This is a genomic window from Novosphingobium rosa NBRC 15208, from assembly GCF_001598555.1.
Taxonomy (GTDB): domain Bacteria; phylum Pseudomonadota; class Alphaproteobacteria; order Sphingomonadales; family Sphingomonadaceae; genus Novosphingobium; species Novosphingobium rosa.
On record NZ_BCZE01000176.1, the window covers coordinates 1 to 1227 of the forward strand.

Here is a 1227-nt window from a genome sequence, read left to right on the forward strand (position 1 = left end):
ACCAGACCACGCGGGCCAAGATCGGCGCGATCATCGCCGCCTCCAGCGGCAATCTGGTCGAGTGGTTCGATTTTTACATCTATTCCTTCTGCTCGATCTATTTCGCCAAGGCCTTCTTCCCTGCCGCCGATCTCACGACGCAATTGCTCAACACGGCGGGGCTGTTTGCGGCGGGCTTTCTGGCGCGCCCGGTCGGCGGCTGGTTCTTCGGGCGCATGGCGGACCGGCACGGGCGACGCGGGGCGCTGATCGCCTCGGTGCTGACGATGTGCGCGGGATCGCTGGGGATCGCGAGCCTGCCCACCTATGCGCAGATCGGCGTCTGGGCGCCCGGCCTGCTGATGGTGGCGCGGCTGGTGCAAGGCTTCGCGCTGGGCGGCGAATATGGCACGGCGGCCACCTATATGAGCGAGGTCTCGATGGCGGGGCGGCGCGGGTTTTTGTCGTCGTTTCAATATGTCACGCTGATCGGGGGGCAGTTGCTGGCCTCGCTGGTGGTGGTGGGGCTGCAGCAGATCTTTCCCGAGGCCGAGCTGAAGGCCTGGGCCTGGCGCATTCCCTTCGTGATCGGCGCTCTGGCGGCGCTGGGCGCGCTGGTGGCCCGGCTGCGCCTGCAGGAAAGCGCCGGGCATGAGGCGCGTGAAAACCACGAGGCCGGCAGCCTGATTGCCCTGATGGAGCGCTATCCGCGCGCCTTCCTTTCGGTGCTGGGCTTTACGGCGGGCGGATCGCTGCTGTTCTACACCTTCACCACCTATATGCAGAAGTTTCTGGTGAACTCGTCGGGCATGAGCATCGCCACATCGAGCAGCATCATGACGGTCTGCCTCTTCATCTTCATGTGCCTGCAGCCGGTGATGGGCGCGCTGTCGGACAGGATCGGGCGACGCAGCAACATGCTGATCTTCTCCATCGGCAGCGTGGTGCTGACCGTGCCGCTGATCACCCTGCTGCATGGCGCCAAAAGCCCGCTGGAGGCCGGGGCGTTGATCACCGCGGCGCTGGCGCTGATCAGCTTCTACACCTCGATTTCCGGCATCATCAAGGCCGAGCTGTTCCCCACGCAGGTGCGCGCGCTGGGCGTGGGTTTTGCCTATGCGCTGGCCAATGCGGCCTTCGGCGGCTCGGCGGAATATGTCGCGCTGTGGACCAAATCCATCGGCCATGAGGGCGCGTTCTACTGGTATGTGACGGCGGTGATGGTGCTGGTGGTGGCGGTCAGCTGGG

General features: G+C 65.2%; 1 protein-coding gene. It reads left to right on the top strand.

From position 1 onward, the window contains the following. Window positions 1-1227, top strand: a 1227-nt coding sequence (locus SR3_RS30280) for an MFS family transporter (RefSeq protein WP_068095141.1), incomplete at both ends; no start/stop codon positions are given.